This is a genomic window from Streptomyces sp. NPDC042346 (genome assembly GCF_055581845.1).
On record NZ_JBVJEH010000011.1, the window covers coordinates 243,867 to 260,983 of the forward strand.

Sequence of the window (17,117 nt, forward strand, 5' to 3'; positions counted from 1 at the left end):
TCGACGGCTGGTCGACGGGCTGATAGACGACTAGTCGACGGGCCGGCCGACGGTTCCCCGGCCTTCGACGAGGGGAGTCAGGCCGTCGAGGAGCGCCTTGAGGCCGAAGGCGAAGAGAGCGTCGAGCTTCAGGTCATAGCCGCCCTCGAAGGCTCCGACCACCTTGGCGAACGTCGGGAAACGGCCGGATTGCACCAGTTCTTGGAGGGCCGGGGTGCGGCTGTCCATCCACTGGTCCTCCGACTGACCCGTTGCCGCCGCGGCGTGCGCTTCCCTCTCCAGGTGCACGGCCAGGCCCTCGACGTGGCTGTAGAGCAGGACGTGGATGTCGAACAGCTCGGCGGGATCGAGTCCGTGACCGTCGAGGGCTCGCAGCATCCACTCGCCGTGGACCATCAGGTTGGGCACGAGAAGCGGGCGGGTGAGAGAGCCGAGCTGGGCCAGCCACGGGTGCTTGCGATAGAGCGCCCAGAGGGTCCGGGCGCCCAGTTCGATGCGGGGGCGCCAGCCCTCGGGGGCGTCGGAGGGGTAGGACGCCTCGCCGAACGCGGTGTCGGCCATGAGCAGGATGAGGTCGTCCTTGCCGGGGACGTACCGGTAGGGCGACATGGCGGCGACACCGAGCCGTGCCGCGACGCCGCGCATGGAGAGCGCCGGCAGTCCTTCCGTGTCGGCGATGTCGATGGCCGTGCGGACGATCCGGTCGAGGCTCAGCTCCCGCTCGGGGTCCGGGGCGGGTGCCGGTCGCCTACGGGCGGGCGCCGCGGGGGCCGTTCCCGCGACGACCGTGCCGATCCGGGGGCGGGCCTCGACGAGGCCCTCCAGCCGCAGCGTGGTCAGGGCCTTGGTGGCGGTGGCGAGCGCGACGCCCCACTCCCCCGCGATCTGCCGGGTCGAGGGAACCCGGTCCCCGGGGGCGAGTTCACCGTCCGCGATGCGTCGCCGGATCGCGGCGACGATGCGCAGATAGGGCGGGTCGCCGCCCGCGTCCGTGGCCTTCGTCACGTTCCGCCTCCCTCGTTTCCTGTACTAGGACAGACGGTAGCAGCGGCAACGCCGAGCAGAGGGTGGCTGAGCTAGTACAGCCCTGAAATCCGGCCAGTTGGAGCGAGCGTGCGTACGGCGTACGTTCAGTGCGCGTACACCGTACGAAGCACTGGAGGAACCTCACATGCAGACGACCGTGCTCATCTCCGGGGGCGGCATCGCCGGGCCCGTCCTCGCGTACTGGCTGCACCGGCACGGCTTCGCGCCCACCGTCGTCGAACGCGCCCCGGGCCCACGCCCCGGCGGCCAGGCTGTGGACATCCGCGGCGTCGCACTCGCCGTCATGGAGCGGATGGGCCTGCTGGAGCAGGCACGTCACGTCCGGACCCGGATGCGCGGCATGTCGATCCTCGACCCGGACGGCCACGAGGTCGACCGCTCCACCGAGGCGACCTTCAGCAGCGGCCGGCTCGACAGCGAGGACATCGAGGTGCTGCGCGAGGACCTGGTGCGGATGGTGTACGAGCACACGCGCCCCGGCGTCGAGTACCTCTTCGGCGACAGCGTCACCGCACTCGACGAGGACGAGACCGGCGTACGCGTCGACTTCGCTCACGCACCGTCCCGCACCTTCGACCTCGTGGTCGGGGCCGACGGCCTCCACTCCACCGTGCGACGCCTGGCCTTCGGCCCGGAGGAGCGTTTCGCCCACCACCTGGGCAGCTACCTCTCCGTGTTCGGCGCCGACAACTTCCTCGCCCTGGACGACTGGCAGGTGTGGCTGCGGGACGGCGACACGGGCTTCGGCATCATGCCCGTACGCGGCAACACCGAGCTCAGGATCGCCTTCGGGTTCGAGTCCGCGCCCCTCCCCCACGACCTTCGCCGGGGCGACGCCCTGCGGGAGCTCGTCGTGGACAAGCTCGCGTCGATGCGGTGGGAGGGGGCCCGGCTGGCCGACGCCGCCCGGAAGGCGCCCGACTTCTACTGCGACGCCATGGCCCAGATCCGGATGGACACGTGGTCGCGAGGCCGGGTGACCCTGCTCGGAGACGCCGGCTACTGCCCTTCTCCGCTCTCGGGGCAGGGCACCAGCCTGGCCCTCGTCGGCGCCCATGTGCTGGCCGACTGCCTGGCCCGGGCCGAGGGCGACCACCGCGTCGCGTACGCCCGCTACGAGCGGCGGATGCGCCCCTTCGTCACCCTCAACCAGGCACTGGCCACCGAGAATCCCGGCGGACCCGCCTCGGAGGAATCCGGCGCGCACGCCAAGAACGCCCTGTCACTGGACAGCTGAACCGAGCCGCAACGGCGGTCGCCCCTGGTGCCCCTCACGTCACCGTGACCACATATCCTCACCTGACGACGAGACGGCGGGGTACGTGGTGCCGGCCGCACCACGAGCGGGGAACGGAACATGGCGGGGAACGGAACATGACTGAGCCAGCGCCCGGGGACGCACACCCCGAGCCCTCGACCGTGCGCGTGTTCATCGCCCTCGCCCCGCCCGACGACGCGAAGGACGAGCTGGCCCACGCCCTGCGCCCCGCGTACGACGCGTACCCGCACATGCGGTGGAACCGCATCGAGGACTGGCACATCACGCTGGCGTTCCTCGGGGAGCTCCCGGTCTCGGCCGTGCCGCTCCTGCGGCCCCCGCTCGCGCGCCTCGCCGCGACCCGCCGGCCCCTGGAGCTGGGGCTGCTCGGCGGCGGGCACTTCGACGAGCGGGTCCTGTGGAGCGGGATCGACGGGGAGGTCGAAGGACTGCAGCAGCTCGCCGCCGAGGTGCGCGCCGTGGTCCGGGAGTGCGGCATCACCTTCCAGGAGCGGCCGCTGCGCCCCCATCTGACGCTGGCCCGCGCGCGCCGCGACGACACCGCCAGCGTGGTGGAGGCCGCCGCGCGGCTGGCCGGGTTCACCGGCCGCCGATGGCGGACCGAACGCCTCCACCTCGTCGGCAGCAACTTCGGCCGCGGCCCGGCACCGATCCGCTACCGCGACATCGAGGCCTGGGCCTTCGACGGGTCCTGACCCCGGGTGCGAGTCCGGACGCCTCTGCTCCTCTTTTCTCTCCCTTCCCTGGGCCTCCCCGCCGTGATCACCGCCGGGTTATCTTCGTCCGGCGGACGAACATGAGGTGGGGTCATGCGCAGCTATGCCGGAGTGATGGTCGGACATCTGCTGCTCGCCACCGTGTGGTGCTGTCCGGGCCCCTTCGGGCTCGTCCTGGGCTACGTCGCCTGGAGTCAGGGCGAGGAATGGGCCTGGATCGCGCTCGTCGCCGGGCTGGCCTGCTCGGTTCCCATCCCCTTCATGGCCGTCTCGTACGCGCGGAAGCAGTTCCCCCGGATCACCCGCCGGGACCGGCTGAAGCAGGCGGGCGTCCCTTACGGCGATGCCACGTTCGTGTTGTGGGCGCCGCGGTCCCCGCAGGGCCATCCGCGGGCGCGGCTGGCGCGGGCGGACGTCCTGGAGGCGTCACTCGTGCGGTACGCCCCCGAGGGCGAGGCGACGTACACGACGTACGGGGACACCTTCACACCCGACGAGTTCACACCACTGGTGCGGCTGAGGCTGCGGGTGCACGGCGCCGAGGAGACCGACGGGGCGGACTGGACGGACGGGACGGACGGTGCACACGGGTCCGACGGCTCCGCCGGGTTCGAGGTCACGGACGAGTGGCGGGTGCCGTCCCTCTGCCTGTCGGCGGTCACGGCGGGCCGCCTGGCCGTCCTGGTCGATCCGGACGGTTCCTCCGATCCCACCGATCCGTCCGCGCCGGGGAGGGTCACTCCCCTGTGGCCGCGCAGCACGCTGCTCGCGGGCACGAGGACCAGTCGGATCGTCGACCTCGACGGCCGGCTGACCGATGTGACCCGCTACCCCGGTCGGCTGCTGCGGCACATGCGGATCTCCCTGGACGCCGGAGGGATCGACATGGCCGGCGACCTGATCGACCTCCGCGGCCTGGACGCGGCCACGGCGGCGCGCTACACCGCCGTGGCCGAGCGGGACCGTGCTCGACCCGAGAGCCCCGCGCCGGTGACCGAACCGGGTGAGGAGTCCCGGTGGATCGTGGACGACCTGCCGGGTGAGCGGGCGGCGTTCGGCTCCGTCGGCCGACGATGGGCGCGCGACGGTGGTGTCCTCGTACGTGCCCGGTTCCTGCAGATGAGCCCCACGAACACCTTCCAGGACCACGGCCCGGTCCTCGACACCGTGCTGCGGATCCATCCCGCGGACGGCACACCCCCGTTCGACGCCACCCGGCGGCTGACGGTGCCGATGGACTACCTCGCAGTCCTCCACCGCACCAGGGAGGTCGTCCTCTACGTCAGCCCGAACGGCACGTCGTACGTCGTCGACTGGGCCCGTACCAATCTCCTCGCCGGCACCGCCGCGGCCAAGGTCATCGCCCCCGATGGTCGCGAACTCCCCCTGGCGGGACGCCCGGAGGTGATCTGGGCCCTGATGAACCTGCTGGCGTCCCAGGGCCTCTCGAACCCGACATCCGTCCTGGATCTCCGCAAGCGCCGGATGAGCGCGGTGGCGGGGGCGGTCATGGACCTGGTGTCCTAGGAGACGAAGCCCACGACGCCGAATCCCGGGCGGGACTCCACGTGGCGGAGCCAGCCCATGACGTCCATGACGGCATCGACCACCTCGGGCTCCAGCGGCGGGGCGTGGCCCGCCTTCTTGGTCTCTTCGAACTGGGCCAGTGCCGCCAGGCATTGGTCGTGCGTCCACTCGCCGGAGCGCGGCAGGTCGGAGTACGGGAAGCCGGCGGGGAAGCCGCCGCCGTAGCCGAACTCGGCGACCGAGACGGCGGTGATCCGCAGCGCGCGCAGCCCTTCGTCGACCATCTCCAGCCAGTCGCCCCGGAACGGGCTGAAGCAGGAGTTGTCGAGGAAGGAGCCGGTGAGCGAGACGAGGCGCTTGTAGGCGTAGCCGTACTGGAAGGCGTACTGGCCGTCCTCGGGGAAGGGCCCGCCGTACACCACGGTCCGCAGTGCCTCGAACGCGGTGGGGGCGCCGTCCGCTATCTGGGAGGAGAACCAGCTGTCGTCGGACTCCAGGTCGTCGCCGAAGCTGTCGCGGACGACCTGGAGCAGCTGGTCGTCGCGCGAGCCGACGAAGGCCCGCGCGGCCTTGGGGTCGATCAGGTACACGCTCAGGGAGGAACTCATGTCGATCACGTTAGCGACCTGCACTGACAACGCGTTCGCGGGCTCCGATCGGCCGTGTGCGAGTCGCCACCAGGACGGCATCCAGGGGCCGATGGGGCACGGTGGCGGGTGTCGTCAGGCGTAGGGGTCGAAGGGGATGCCGGCCGGTTTGGCCTTGGCCAGGTGGGCGGCGAAGTTGCCGTCCTTGAGTCCGAACACCGCGCTGCCGAAGTCGGCCTGGGTGAGCTTGTCGCGCACTCCCGCGGGGTAGCCGTTCCAGCCGACGAGGCTCGGGAACTGCCAGGTGTGCTGGTGGTTCTCGGGCGGCTCGTCGTTGGAGTTCGCGGGACGGAAGCAGTGCGTGCTGATGCCGTCCTTGTGGTAGACGACCTTGGGGTGGGTGCCGTCCCAGCGGATCTTGTCGCGGCCGTACACCGAGAAACCCCCGTGGGCGGAGGTGGACACGTACTGCGCCTGGTTGTTCTGCACCCACACCACGACGTGCTCCCAGTCGTGCCGGTGTCCGCCGAGCCCGCTGCCGGCCACGGCCTGGTCCTTCTCGAAGTACAGGCCGTAGATGATCGCGCACCAGCCGTTGTTGCACTTGTACCGGGCGTACCCGTTGGTGTTGGTGAGGTCCCACGAGTCGCGGCACTGGCCGTTGAGGGCGCCGGAGGGGTTGAGTCCGCCGTTGACCGTCCCGTCGGCGCCGATGGCGGCGGTGGGGTAGCAGCCGTCCGTGTCGTAGTCGAACGCCGGCTGGAACGTCTGCTCCAGGCCGTCCGCGTTGGCGGGGAGGGCCGGGGGCGGGGCGGCGAAGGCGCTGCCCGGCAGGGCGATCAGCAACGCGAGTGAACTGCCGAGGGTGAGTGCTCCCTTGACGAGGTGGCGCGTGATCCTCACTCCGACTCCCTGACCTGGACTGGACGGCGCGCGCGGCACGGTGGTGCGCGGCGCGGGGGCGCGAGTGACATGCCCATTCCAAGCGTCAGGGAATCATGAACGACCGGAGGGAATCGGCGGGGACTTCCGGAGCCGTACGGCTCAGGCCACGCCCCGCGGGCGGAACTGGACGCTGATGCGGGGTCCGACGGCGCGGGCCGTCTTCGGGACGGCATGCTCCCAGGTGCGCTGGCACGAGCCGCCCATCACCACGAGGTCGCCGTGCCCCAGCGGGAGGCGCAGCGCGACGGGCCCGCCGCCGCGAGGGCGGAACGCGAGGTCGCGGGGGTCCCCGAGGGAGAGGATGGCGACCATCGTGTCCTGCGTGGCGGAGCGGCCGCTCCGGTCGCCGTGCCAGGCGACGCTGTCGCGCCCGTCGCGGTAGAGGCAGAGACCCGAGGTGACGAAGGGCTCGCCGAGCTCGGGCGCGTAGTGGTCACTGAGTGTCTCGCGCGCCACGAGGAGCGCGGGGTGCGGGAGGGGGGCGCCCTCGCGGTAGTACGCGAGGAGGCGCGGCACGGCGACGACACGGTCGTACATCTCCCGCTCCTCAGCCTGCCACGGCACGCACCCGGCCAGCTCCTCGAACAGGGCGTCGGCGCCGTGGAACCAGCCGGGCAGGTGGTCCACCCAGGCGCCGCCGGCGAGCACCGTCCGCCGCACGCCGTCCAGCGAGCCGGGCTCGATGTCGACCCCCTGGTCGAACAGGGATCCCTGGAAGCCGGGGAGGTCGGGTGGACCCGGGAGATCGGGCCGTGGTGCGGCGGTCATGAGTCCAGCATAGACGCACTCTCGAACACCTGAGCGAATATGCCGGCCGGGGAGCCCCACCGGGGACAGCGCGTGGGCGTTGTCAGTGGCGTGCGACAGACTGGCGATCATGTTCACGGGGATCGACGACGTCGACTGGGCGTCCATGGGTCATGCGTACGGCGACGCCTCCGACGTGCCGGGGCTCCTGCGGGGGCTGGTCTCGCCGGACGGGGACGAGCGGGAGGTCGCGCTCGACGGGATGTACGGCGCGGTGCATCACCAAGGGGACGTGTACGACAGCACGGTCGCGTGCGTGCCGTTCCTGTTCGAGCTGGTCGCGACCGCCGGGCTGCCCGGACGGGGCGAGATCGTCGAGCTGCTGCGCTCCATCGACGGCGACGGCCGCGACCCCGAGGAGATGGACTTCTGGTCCGACGACGAGGACGAGTACGCCGCCTGGGCGGAGACCCTCGCGCGGGCGGAGTCGGACACCCGGGCACGCAGCGGGGTGCTCCTCGACGTTCTCGCGGATCCCGACGCGGGGCTGCGGAGGGCCGTGCCCGCTGCGCTGGTGCAGTTGCACGGCGATCCCGCGGAGGTGCTGACGACCCTGCGGCGGCGACTGGCGGTGGAGCGGGACGGAAGCGTCCTGCGGGCGCTGGCGGCGGCCGTGGGAGAAGTGGGCGTCCGGCACGAGGAGTTCACCGAGGAGTCGGGGGCCGCGCTGACCGCCCTGCTCGCAGCCGATGGCGGCCGGGATGACCCGGGGGTGCGGCTGTCGGCGCTCGTACAACTGGCGCGCTGCACGCCCGGTCCCCTGCCGGAGCGCGCGGTCGGGATCGCCCTCGACGTGATGCGCACGGCGCGGGAGGCGGAGGAGGATCCGACGGGCGCCGAGCCTGAGCCCGTACGAGCCCCGGCGACTCCGACACCGACGATGATCTCGTACCTGCGCCGCCTCAAGGCGTCCCAGCGCGGCTCCGTGAAGGCCCCGTGGGCGACGGAGCTGCTCGGGGGCCTGCACCGCGCCCTGGGCGACCGGGTCGCAGAGCGTTTCGCGCTTCTGGAGGATCAGTTGCGCAGCCCCGACTGGGGGCAGCGGCGCGAGGCGATCGACATGGGCGGCCTGCTCCTGACGGGGTGGCGGGGCCCGCACGAGGAGTCCGTTCGACTCCTGGGCGAGCAGCTCCAGGAGACCGACCACCGGATCGTCCGGTGGGCGTCCGAGGAGCTGGAGTGGCTGTACGCGCTCGGGGGCCCGGCGGCTGACGCGCTGGCCGCGCGGGTGGCGGCGGGACCGGAGTTCCTCCCTCAGGACCGATGGAGAGAGACGTCCTACGGGGCGGCGCTGTGCGCGCTCGCCGCGCAGGGAGACGCGCGGGCCGTCCCCGCACTCGTCGAGGTCCTGCGGCACGGCGAGGTGCCGGAGGACCTGGGCGCCTGGATCGGCAGGATGGCCCCGGAGGCGGCCGCGATGCTCGTGCCCGTGCTGCTCGCGAGGCTGGCGCGGATCGCTCCGGGCCAGCAGCCGCGTCGTACGGAGCACCTCCTGAAGGCCGTGGCGGCCACCGGGGACGCGAGGGCGGTCGGACCCGCCCTGCGGATCCTGCGGGCTCCCGAGGACGTGACCCGGCCGGTGCTCGGCGACGCCGTGCGGGCGCTCGGCGCGCTCGGCCCGACCGCGCGCGAGGCACTGCCGGAGCTGCGACGGCTGGTCCGGGACGGCGCGACGCACCTCCGTGTCGACGCGGCCTCGGCGCTGTGGTCGGTCGGGGGCGGGACGGAGGCCGTCCTGCCCGTGCTGTCCTCGGGGCTCACCGCGGACCACTGGTCGGGGCGGCACGACGCCCTGCGCGCACTCGCCCGCATGGGGCCGGAGGCCGCGGCGGCGCTGCCCGAACTGCGCCGGCTCGCCGCCTCGCCCGAGGAGAACGGCGGCTGGGTCGCGGGCGCCCTCGCGACGGCCCTGTGGGAGGCCGGCCGCGATACGGAGGAGTGCCTGCCCGTCCTGCTCCACGCCTGGTCCGCGCACGCGGACAACCGGCCGGACGTGGCGGGCATATGGGCCCGGATGGGGCCCGCGGCCCGGTCCGCCGTCCCGCTCGTCCGCGAGGAACTCACCGCCGCCCGCCGCCACAACAACTCGGGCGGAACGGGCCGCATGCGCTACCGCTGCGCCGCCGACGAACTCCTGCTCACCCACGGGCACGCACTCCTGGAGGCCTGCGCCGAGTGAGGCGCCGCGAGCCCCGGCCGGTGAGACACCGCGTGCGGCGCAGCGGTAGGGGCGTGTCACGGCTCCGCCGTGGGCCTCATCGCACGGCGACCGGCGGCGTGGGGAGCACCGCTTGCTCCTTCGGCTTCACGCGACGCGTCATGCCCACGCCCATCAGCACGATCGCCATGCCCGCCGCTGCCCGCAGGCTGAAGGGTTCGTCGAGGAACAGGAATCCCAGGACCAGCGACACCACGGGCAGCAGATAGCCGACGGTCGCGGCGTTGGTGGCGCCTTCGGCGGCGATGATCCGGTAGGTGAGGTGGAACGTGACGCCCGTGGCGAAGATGCCCAGGATCACGACCGCGATCAGGCCCGACGGGGCGATGTCGACCGGCGGCCGGCCGCCGAGCGGCAGGGCGAGGCCGGTCAGTACCGTCGCGGCGACGAGCTGGGCCGAGGACAGGGAGAGCGTCGCGAGGCCCCGCCCCACGAGGTGGCGTCCCATGTACGCGAAGCCGACCGCGTAACTCGCCGCCGCCCCGACGATCGCCAGGGCGCCCCAGCCGACCTGTCCCGCTCCCTGCCAGGGGGCGAAGATCACCACCACCCCGGCGAAGCCGAGCAGCAGGCCGCCGGCGCGGACGGGACGGAGTCCGCGCTCCGTACCGAGGGCCAGACCGAGCAGCAGGGACCAGAGCGGGGTCGTCGCGTTCAGCACTCCGGCCAGTCCGGAGCCGACGGTCTGCTGGCCGAGGCTGAACAGCGCGAAGGGCAGGGCGTTGCACCAGAAGGCCGCCACGAAGACATGGCCCCAGACGGCCCGGCCGCGCGGCAGGCGCCGCCGGGTCGCCAGACACAGGACGAGCAGGGTGCCCGCGCCGAGGAGGCAGCGGGCCACGGTGACCTGGAGCGGGGACAGCGCCCGCAGGGCCAGCTCGATCCAGAGGAACGTCGACCCCCACAGCAGGGCGAGTACCCCCATCCGGGCCCCGGCCCGCACTCCGCCTTCGGCACTCTTCACGGTCGGTCTCCTCCCTGGAATTCTGCTGAGGAGAGCAACGATGCCGTCCCACTACCGTTCAGCACCATCACAAAATGGTTCACCTCTCTTAAGCTCGGCTACATGCTTGATGTGAGGCGGATGCAGATCCTTCGGGCCGTGGTCACCAGCGGATCGGTGACCGCCGCCGCGGCGGAGCTCGGATACACGCCGTCCGCCGTGAGCCAGCAGGTCACGGCCCTGGAGAAGGAGGCAGGGATCGCCCTGCTCGAACGGGTCGGGCGAGGGGTACGGCCGACGGCGGCGGGCCTGCTCCTCACCCAGTACACGGCGACCGTCAGCCGGACCCTCACCGAGGCCGAGGCCGCACTGGCCGATCTGCGGGCCGGGCGGACCGGCAGTCTCGCCGTCCGCTACTTCGGCTCGGTCGGTCCCGCGCTCGTGGCCCCCGCACTGGCCCGGCTCCGCCAGGAACATCCCGGGATCCGCCTCGACCTCACGCTGCTCGACGCCCGGGAGGCGCTCCCCGAGGTCGCCCGGGGAGACGCGGACGTCGCGATCGTCATCCGGCCGCGCAAGGACACGGCCCCGGGCCTCCGGCTCGTCCACCTGCTCGACGACGAGTACCTCGCCGCGCTCCCGCCCGGGCACCCGCTGGCCGCCCGGCGCGTCCTCGACCTGGCCGAGCTCGCCGCCGAGCCGTGGGTCGGGAGCGAGCCGCAGGGGCCGTGCCTCGACGTGGTGCTCGCGGCGTGCGCGGAGGCGGGATTCACCCCGGACTTCGTGGCGGGGAGCGAGGACTACGCGACCGCGCTGGGGTTCGTCGCGGCCGGTCTCGGCGTCAGCCTCGTCCCCCGCCTCGGCACGGGAGGCGGCCGCCGTACGGACGTCGCCCTGCGCCGGGTACGGAACCCGCGCCCGGTCAGAGCCGTACAGGCCGCCGTCCGAGAGTGCGCACCCGGCCAGCCCGCGCTCACCACACTCCTTGACGCCCTCGCGGAGGCGGCACGGCGGTCCGCGTCGGGGACCGTGCCGCGAGAGCGCGGCTAGCGGGTGTCTTGTCGACGGCGGTGACGCGGTCGTCCAGGGACGGGCTTGACTCTCGGGTGACGCGAGACGGCACAGTCAGTGCCGTGGACAGAAGAAGCATGCTGCCGATCGGGCAGTTCTCGCAGGCCAGCGGCCTCTCGGTCACCGCGCTTCGGCACTACGACGCCAGTGGCGTGCTGGTGCCGGCGTTCGTCGATCCGGTGAGCGGCTACCGGTACTTCCGGCGTGACCAGGTGCGCACGGCGCAGTCGATCAGGGTGCTGCGGCAGCTGGACATCCCGGTCGAGGAGGTGCGCCGGTTGCTCGGCGCCGGCGAGGAGGAGCTCACCGCCGCCCTGGAGGCGCACCTGCGGGCGGCCGAGCGACGGCTGGAAGTGCAGCGCTCCGTGGTCCACAGCCTGTTGAGCCGACTCACCGAGGGAGCAGAGATGACCCACCGCGTCACCGTCCGCCAGGGCACCGCCGAACGGATCCTCGTCCGCGGGGCGACCCTGGACAACTCCGGGCTCGACGCCTTCCTCCGCGACGCCTACCAGCAGATGTACGAGGTCGCCGGGCGTGGCCCGCTCACCTTCACCGGGCCCGCCTTCGTCCGCTTCCACGGGGTCTGCGACGACGAGAACGAGACGCTCGTCGAGGCGTGCCTGCCGTTCTGGGAGGAGGGCGCGCAGCCCTCGGACCTGCCCGACGGGATGACCGTGCGCGAGCTGCCCGAGAACACCCTCGCCTGCACCGAGGTCGAGGGCGCCGCCGCCGCGTTCCCCCGGATCCTCGGCGCGTACGACGCCGTCGCCGACTGGATCACCGAGCACGGCTTCGCCTTCGCGGGCCCGGCCCGGATGGTCTACCGCCGGTGGACCGGGGCACCGGACCACCCGGACAACCGCCTGGAGATCGCCTGGCCGATCGACGAGCCCGCCGACGACTAGGGGGTGTCCGGGCGGTCGATCCGGTAGACGTAGTGGCCGCGGTCGTCGATCGGGTTGTCGGGTTCGAGGGAGGCCTCGGCGATTCGGTGGAGACCCGCCTTTTCCAGGGCACGCCAGGACGGGCGGTTCGCCGTGTGGACGGGGACGATGATCGCGGTGGCCTCGGGATGGTCGGTCCAGGTCGCTCCCACGATCGCCCGGATCAGGCGTGTGCCGTGGCCCCGGCCGACCAGGTCCGGTTCGCCGATCAGGTAGTCGATGGACATCGCACCGTCCGGTACGTCGACCTCCGCCGCCAGCTCGGCCTCGTAGTCCGGGAAGTCGGCGAGGCGGCAGCGCTGGACGAGGCCGATCGGCCGGCCGTCGAGGAGGACGAGCAGGTCCTCCGACGGGTCCTCTCCCCGGGCGGCGGGGCCGAAGTCGCGGGCGACGGCCTCGGGCGAGGTCTCGTGGTTCCACCAGCGCGCGACGTGCGGCTGGGCCAGCCACTGCCCCAGTTGCGGGAAGTCGGGTGCACCGAGGCGGCGCCAGGTGATCGTCATCAGGGCCGCTCCGCAGGTCGACGGCGTGGGTCGTACCCGAAGCAGGGTAGGGGTGGCGGCGGAGGGAAGTCCGGCGAAAACGCGTTTCGCGCCGGGCGTCCGACGACCTAATGTGGCGCGGTGACGACGCAGATGATCATTCTCAATGGTGGTTCCAGCTCCGGTAAGTCCGGGATCGTGAGGTGCCTCCAGGCCGTGCTGCCCGATCCGTGGCTGGCGTTCGGCTGCGACTCGTTCGTCGACGCCCTGCCGGCGAGGATGCAGGCCGCGGACGGAGGAATCGCGTTCGCGGAGGACGGCGAGGTGACCGTCGGGGCGGACTTCCTCGCGCTGGAGGCCGCCTGGCGGGAAGGCGTCGCGACGATGGTCCGCGCGGGCGCGCGGATCGTCATCGACGACGTCTTCCTCGGCGGAGCGGCGTCCCAGCAGCGGTGGCGGACGGCTCTCGGCGACGTACCGGCGCTGTGGGTGGGCGTGCGGTGCGAGAGCGTGATCGCCGCGGGCCGTGAGGTCGCCCGGGGAGACCGGATCCAGGGAATGGCGGCGTCGCAGGCGGAGTCGGTGCACCGGGGCGTGTTCTACGACCTGGAGGTGGACACGTCGCACACCGAGTCCCTGGACTGCGCGCGGGCCATCGCCGCCCGTCTCGGCTGATCTCGAAGGACCGAGACTGACCGCGACGGACCGCGACGGACCGCGACGGACCGCGACGGACCTCGGTGACACGGAGATGCGGGGTGCGGCTTGTCAGGCGACGCGGAGGACGCTCTTGCCCAAGGTTGTCCCCTCGGCGAGGTGCCGCACCGCCGTGTCCAGGCTCCCGAGGGCGTACTCGGCGGTGATGTCCAGGCGGACCTTGCCGTCGGCGACGAGGCCGAGTGCGCGGCGGGCACTGTCGGCGAGCCGCTCGGGGTGGGTCCGAGCGAGCAGGTTGCTGTTGTAGGTCAGAAGTGACGCGCCCTGCATGAGGAGGTCGTTGGCGTCGGCGGAGACGGGTTCGTGCGTGGCGATGTTGCCGTACGCGACCAGTCGGCCGTGTGCCGCGAGCCGCCCGAGGCCGGCGGTGCGGGTCGAGCCGCCGACCGGGTCGAGGATGACGTCGGGCTGCTCGTCGCCGAGCCCGGCCGGGAACTCCTCGCGGAGCAGGAGCCGGTCGTACCCGAACCGTGCGGCGTATTCGGCCCTTTCGGCAGTGCCGACGACACCGACGACGCGGCCCGCTCCGGCCAGTCGGGCGAACTGGGCGGCCAGCGTGCCGACCGAGCCGGCGGCGCCATGGATCAGCACGCTGTCGCCGGGCAGCACGCGGGCGACGGTGTTGATCAGGTCGTAGGCGGTCGGCGCTCCCCACCCGAGACCCGCGGCCGTCCTCAGCGGCAGGCCGCCGATGCCCAGCGTGAGCGTGGCGGGTGCCAGGACCACCTCGGCGTAGGCGCCCGCGGTGGTCAGCGCGGTGACGGCTTCACCGACACGGCGTACGTCGACACCCGCGCCGACCGCGACGATGTGCCCGGACGCCTCGAACCCCGGGACGAAGGGCCGGGGAACGGCGAAGTGGCCGTCCCGGACCATGGTGTCGCCCCACTGGATCCCCGCGTACGCGACGCGGATCGCCACCTGACCGGGGCCGGGGGCGGGCTCTTCCCGCTCGGTCACCCGGTAGTGGTCGTCGATGTCGAGAACGACAGCCTTCATGAATACAGCCCCCTGCGTTGACTCAGTATCCTTACAGTCGAGAACGGTAGGTATCTAAGGTTCCTGAGTCAACCCATGAACCTGTTAACGGCCTGGGAGAGTACGCGGTGGAAGCCCCGATCGAACACGACCTCTGCACCCGGATCAGGCGGTCGGAGCAGGCGCTGATGGCGCACCACGAAGCAGTGCTGCGTGCCTACGGGCTGACCATGACGCAGTACACCGTGCTGTTGACCCTCGCGCGCGAGGGCGGCATGTCCGGCGCCCAACTGGCCCGGTCCTGCGGCGTCACGCAGCAGAGCATGAGCAGCGTGCTGGCCAACATGGAGACCAAGGAACTGATCCGCCGCGAGACGTCCCCCGTGCACGCCAAGGTGCAGATCGCCACCCTGACCGACGCGGGCCGGACGCTGCTGGACCGCGCCTACCAGGAGGTGGTCATCCTGGAGCGCGCCCTCACCGACGCGTTCACGCCCGCCGAACACACCGCACTCTGCGAACTCCTGGAACGCGCCACCGCCGTACTGACCCAGCAGACGCGCCACGCGGCGACCCGGCCCACCCCCTGAGCCCGCGGGCCCACGGCACACGGGCCACGGGCCGCAGGCCGCGGAGACTCAACTACCAAGGGACCACTTCTGGTTGGCCGCGCCCGTGCAGGACCAGATCTGTGCCCTGGTGCCGTTGGCCGACGTGTTGCCGGTGGCGTCGAGGCATTTGTCCGCGGGGATGTTGACCAGGTCGGCCGAGGCGGACTCGTGGCGCCAGAGCTGCGCGCCGGAGCCGTTGCAGGTGTGGAGCTGGACCTTGGCGCCGTCGGTCGTCGCACCCGTGGTCACGTCCAGGCACTTGCCGAGCGCCTGGACCGTTCCGTCGGCCCGGAGGGTCCAGCGCTGCGCCGCGGAGCCGTTGCACTCCCAGAGCTGGACGGGGGTCCCGTCGGCGGTGGCGCCGCCGGCCACGTCGAGGCACTTTCCGTCGAGGCCCCGCAGGGTGCCGGTGCGGTCCTGGCCCCCGGTCGGGGCGCCCGCCCAGGTGAAGGTGGCGGAGGTCCTGCCGGGCAGGGAGTACGTGTAGCGCTGTCCGCCCCAGTTGACGGTCATCGTCTGCGCGTTCGCCGAGTCGTTGTAGGCGAGGAGGGCCTTGGAGCCGTCGGGGTTGCGCCAGGCCACGTTCGGCACGGCCGTACTGGCCGTGGAGGCGATCCGGTGCGCCCCGGGCTTCACGAACTTCGTGAGGTGGCCCATCGTGTAGTACTCGACGGTGTAGTCGACCTGGCCGTGGCGGGAGTCGCCATTGTGGACGGTGATCAGGCCGTCGCAGGTACCGCAGCCGCCGTTGTGCGGGCCGCGGTTCTGGTCGACCGCGAGGGACCACTTGGTCACCGACTTCGCCCAGTTCCGGGTGTAGTCGATGATGTTCATCATGTCCTCGCGCTGCTGGTGGGCGATCCAGGTGCCGCCGGAGTGCTCCGTCTGGAAGGCGTCGAGCTGCGGGTACCGCTCGTGGACCTGGGTCTGCTCGGCGATGTTCCCGCCGTAGCCGTGCCAGGCGACACCGCCGAAGTTCGGGTGGCTGCGGACCGCCGCGTCGTCCACGGTCGGGGCGGCGTAGGCGTCGTACGTGTCCCAGTTCCAGTCGTGGGCCAGCACCTTGGTGGGCAGGCCGGCGGACTGGAGCCTGGGGAGCAGTTCGTTCTTGGTGAAGTACGCGAGCCCCGAGCCGTTCCAGCTCATCGACGGGTAGCCGGAGCAGCAGGTCGGCTCGTTCTGGGCAGTGACGTAGTCGACGGAGACGCCCTGGTCGCGCCAGCCCTGGAGGTACCTCACGAAGTAGTCGGCGTAAGCGCCGTAGTACTCGGCCTTGAGCCAGCCGCCGTTGAGCTGCCCGCTGTCCTTCATCCAGGCGGGCGCGGTCCAGGGCGAGGCGACCAGGGTGAGGCCGGGGTTCAGCTGCCGGGCCTGCCGGGTCAGGGGCAGCACGTCCTGGAGGTCGTGGGCGAGGGAGAACTTCGCGAGCGCGGGGTCGGACTGGCCCGCCGGGAGGTCGTCGTACGTGTAGCCGAACCGGGCCAGGTCCGAGCCGCCCATGGGATTGCGGACGAAGGAGAGGCCGATGCCCTCGGTCGGCGAGAAGAGCTTCTTCATCGTGGCGTCCCTGGTCGCCTGGGTGAGGGCTCCGGAGCCCTTCATGAGCCAGGCGGCGGTGTCGGTGAAGGAGGCGCCACCGCCGGTGAAGGTCTGGTAGCGGGTGTTCTCGTCGACGGTGATGTTCGTGCCGCCACCACCGTTCCCGTCCTGGAAGGCGAGCGGGGTCTGCTGCTGGAGTCCTCGCGTGACGTGCCGGCCGCCGGAGTCGTCCGTGGTGGTGAGCCAGATGTTCACCTGCTCGCCGGAGGCCTGCGCGGGGGCGGCGGAGAGTCCGGTGAGGCCGACGGTGGCGAGGGCGCCCGCGAGGAGTGCTCGGGTGAGGAGCGATCCGGTGCGGTGCGATCCCGTGAGCGGGCCGCCCGGCGGGCGGCTCCGGGTCGATCGGCCTCGGGTCGGGTGGTCGGCGAGCGGTGTCCTGTGCGTCGAACGGAGCATGGTGGTGCCCTTCTCGGCGGGTGTGGGTGGGGGGTCCGCGGACCGAGTCGTGGGTGTTCCGAGGCGTGAGTGAACTGCCGATGGGCCGTCCCGTCAAGGCTCCCCGCATTCACTTCCTGAACGAACAACTCTCTTACTACTGGGCTGACTTGCCCTCATCGCCGTTCCGTCGTGAAGTCTTGACGCCGATCCCGTCCGGCTGTTGACTCTGCGCACGGCACCGGAACCGGTTCCGGAAGCGGTTCCG

Annotated in this window: 16 protein-coding genes; 8 read left to right on the forward strand and 8 right to left on the reverse strand. The window is 72.1% G+C overall.

Annotation, left to right across the window (positions count from 1 at the left end):
* Positions 1–30: 30 nt before the first annotated feature.
* Positions 31–1,005, reverse strand: a complete 975-nt coding sequence (locus ACZ6K0_RS34825) for a TetR/AcrR family transcriptional regulator C-terminal domain-containing protein (RefSeq protein ID WP_469230390.1) — start codon at positions 1,003–1,005, stop codon at positions 31–33.
* Between the two features lie 166 nt (positions 1,006–1,171).
* Between ACZ6K0_RS34825 and ACZ6K0_RS34830 the strand changes: the two genes are divergently transcribed.
* From ACZ6K0_RS34830 to ACZ6K0_RS34840, 3 genes are all read left to right on the forward strand, one after another.
* Positions 1,172–2,284 carry an FAD-dependent monooxygenase gene (locus ACZ6K0_RS34830; protein ID WP_469230389.1) on the forward strand — a complete coding sequence of 371 codons (1,113 nt, stop codon included), beginning with the start codon at positions 1,172–1,174 and terminating at the stop codon, positions 2,282–2,284.
* A 137-nt stretch (positions 2,285–2,421) separates the two neighbouring features.
* The gene (thpR, locus tag ACZ6K0_RS34835; protein ID WP_469230387.1) at positions 2,422–3,021 is read left to right on the forward strand and encodes an RNA 2',3'-cyclic phosphodiesterase; all 600 of its coding nucleotides are present in this window, start codon (positions 2,422–2,424) and stop codon (positions 3,019–3,021) included.
* Between the two features lie 114 nt (positions 3,022–3,135).
* Entirely contained in the window at positions 3,136–4,569 is a 1,434-nt protein-coding gene (locus ACZ6K0_RS34840) for a hypothetical protein (RefSeq protein WP_469230385.1), read from the forward strand.
* On the opposite strand, the gene ACZ6K0_RS34845 is transcribed toward ACZ6K0_RS34840, so the two are convergent.
* The 3 genes from ACZ6K0_RS34845 to ACZ6K0_RS34855 all read right to left on the reverse strand — a co-directional run bounded on the left by ACZ6K0_RS34845 (position 4,566) and on the right by ACZ6K0_RS34855 (position 6,869).
* On the reverse strand, positions 4,566–5,177 hold the full coding sequence (locus tag ACZ6K0_RS34845) for a DUF7691 family protein (RefSeq protein WP_469230384.1): 612 nt from the start codon (positions 5,175–5,177) through the stop codon (positions 4,566–4,568). The two genes, ACZ6K0_RS34840 and ACZ6K0_RS34845, sit on opposite strands and share 4 nt — an antisense overlap.
* A gap of 114 nt (positions 5,178–5,291) precedes the next feature.
* Entirely contained in the window at positions 5,292–6,059 is a 768-nt protein-coding gene (locus tag ACZ6K0_RS34850; RefSeq protein ID WP_376403993.1) for an NPP1 family protein, read from the reverse strand.
* A 141-nt stretch (positions 6,060–6,200) separates the two neighbouring features.
* A complete protein-coding gene (locus ACZ6K0_RS34855; RefSeq protein ID WP_376403995.1) occupies positions 6,201–6,869 on the reverse strand; it encodes an alpha-ketoglutarate-dependent dioxygenase AlkB in 669 nt (222 codons plus the stop codon).
* Positions 6,870–6,978: 109 nt separating this feature from the next.
* Here ACZ6K0_RS34855 and ACZ6K0_RS34860 point away from each other — a divergent pair, with 109 nt between their 5' ends.
* Positions 6,979–9,087: a PBS lyase gene (locus ACZ6K0_RS34860; protein WP_469230382.1), complete on the forward strand. Its 2,109-nt coding sequence runs from the start codon at positions 6,979–6,981 to the stop codon at positions 9,085–9,087.
* A 76-nt stretch (positions 9,088–9,163) separates the two neighbouring features.
* Here ACZ6K0_RS34860 and ACZ6K0_RS34865 read toward each other — a convergent pair whose 3' ends face one another.
* The gene (locus ACZ6K0_RS34865) at positions 9,164–10,051 is read right to left on the reverse strand and encodes a DMT family transporter (RefSeq protein ID WP_469230630.1); all 888 of its coding nucleotides are present in this window, start codon (positions 10,049–10,051) and stop codon (positions 9,164–9,166) included.
* Positions 10,052–10,192: 141 nt separating this feature from the next.
* Here ACZ6K0_RS34865 and ACZ6K0_RS34870 point away from each other — a divergent pair, with 141 nt between their 5' ends.
* Positions 10,193–11,119, forward strand: coding sequence for a LysR family transcriptional regulator (locus tag ACZ6K0_RS34870; protein ID WP_469230380.1), 927 nt, complete (start codon positions 10,193–10,195; stop codon positions 11,117–11,119).
* Positions 11,120–11,202: 83 nt separating this feature from the next.
* Positions 11,203–12,048: a MerR family transcriptional regulator gene (locus tag ACZ6K0_RS34875; protein WP_469230378.1), complete on the forward strand. Its 846-nt coding sequence runs from the start codon at positions 11,203–11,205 to the stop codon at positions 12,046–12,048.
* On the opposite strand, the gene ACZ6K0_RS34880 is transcribed toward ACZ6K0_RS34875, so the two are convergent.
* Entirely contained in the window at positions 12,045–12,590 is a 546-nt protein-coding gene (locus ACZ6K0_RS34880; RefSeq protein ID WP_469230377.1) for a GNAT family N-acetyltransferase, read from the reverse strand. The genes ACZ6K0_RS34875 and ACZ6K0_RS34880 overlap by 4 nt on opposite strands.
* A gap of 132 nt (positions 12,591–12,722) precedes the next feature.
* Between ACZ6K0_RS34880 and cpt the strand changes: the two genes are divergently transcribed.
* Positions 12,723–13,244 (forward strand): chloramphenicol phosphotransferase CPT, encoded by a 522-nt coding sequence (gene cpt / locus ACZ6K0_RS34885; RefSeq protein WP_376404522.1) that lies wholly within the window; start codon positions 12,723–12,725, stop codon positions 13,242–13,244.
* A 93-nt stretch (positions 13,245–13,337) separates the two neighbouring features.
* Here cpt and ACZ6K0_RS34890 read toward each other — a convergent pair whose 3' ends face one another.
* On the reverse strand, positions 13,338–14,285 hold the full coding sequence (locus ACZ6K0_RS34890) for a quinone oxidoreductase family protein (protein WP_469230376.1): 948 nt from the start codon (positions 14,283–14,285) through the stop codon (positions 13,338–13,340).
* Positions 14,286–14,392: 107 nt separating this feature from the next.
* On the opposite strand from ACZ6K0_RS34890, the gene ACZ6K0_RS34895 reads away from it, so the two are divergent.
* A complete protein-coding gene (locus ACZ6K0_RS34895) occupies positions 14,393–14,854 on the forward strand; it encodes a MarR family winged helix-turn-helix transcriptional regulator (protein WP_469230374.1) in 462 nt (153 codons plus the stop codon).
* A 48-nt stretch (positions 14,855–14,902) separates the two neighbouring features.
* Here ACZ6K0_RS34895 and ACZ6K0_RS34900 read toward each other — a convergent pair whose 3' ends face one another.
* Complete coding sequence (locus ACZ6K0_RS34900; protein ID WP_469230372.1) at positions 14,903–16,870, reverse strand: ricin-type beta-trefoil lectin domain protein; 1,968 nt, start codon at positions 16,868–16,870, stop codon at positions 14,903–14,905.
* Positions 16,871–17,117: the final 247 nt, after the last annotated feature.